Source organism: Photorhabdus tasmaniensis (assembly GCF_011189505.1).
GTDB classification, from domain to species: Bacteria; Pseudomonadota; Gammaproteobacteria; order Enterobacterales; family Enterobacteriaceae; genus Photorhabdus; species Photorhabdus tasmaniensis.
In genome coordinates this window covers 1-557 of sequence record NZ_PUJU01000203.1, presented here as the reverse complement: position 1 = coordinate 557, position 557 = coordinate 1, and the positions used below count along the sequence as shown (strand labels likewise).

At 54.0% G+C, this 557-nt stretch carries 1 pseudogene; it reads left to right on the top strand.

Going from position 1 to position 557, the window contains the following annotated elements:
- Nucleotides 1–557: pseudogene (locus C5471_RS23550) on the top strand (type VI secretion system Vgr family protein); the annotation flags it as partial.

Genomic DNA, 557 nt, shown 5'->3' with positions numbered 1-557 from the left:
CGCATTTGAAGGGGGCGACCCGGATCGGCCTTATATCGCCCATGCGCTGCACGACTCAAAACACCCTGATCACGTCACCTTATTCAACTACAAACGCAATGTCCTGCGCACCCCGGCGAATAACAAACTGCGGATGGATGACGAACGCGGTCGGGAGCACATCAAACTGAGTACCGAATACGGCGGTAAGAGTCAGCTCAACCTGGGATATCTGGTGGACAGTCAGTAACCACACCCGGATAAACGGGGAGAAGGTTTTGAGTTGCGGACAGACGACTGGGGGGTGATCCGGGCCGGTAAGGGGATGTTTATCAGTGCGGATAAACAAGCCAATGCGGGGGGAGACGTGTTGGCAATGCAGGAAGCAATCGGTCAGTTACAACAGGCGCAGGCGTTAACCGAAGCATTACGGGGTGCGGCTAAAATCGCCAAAGCTGAATTAGCGGATTTGCAGCAACAGAAGGCGTTATTGAGTGACACGTTAACGGAACTGAGAAAATCGGCGCTGTTACTTTCCGCCCCTGAGGGTATTGCTCAGACGACGGCGAAAAGTCTCC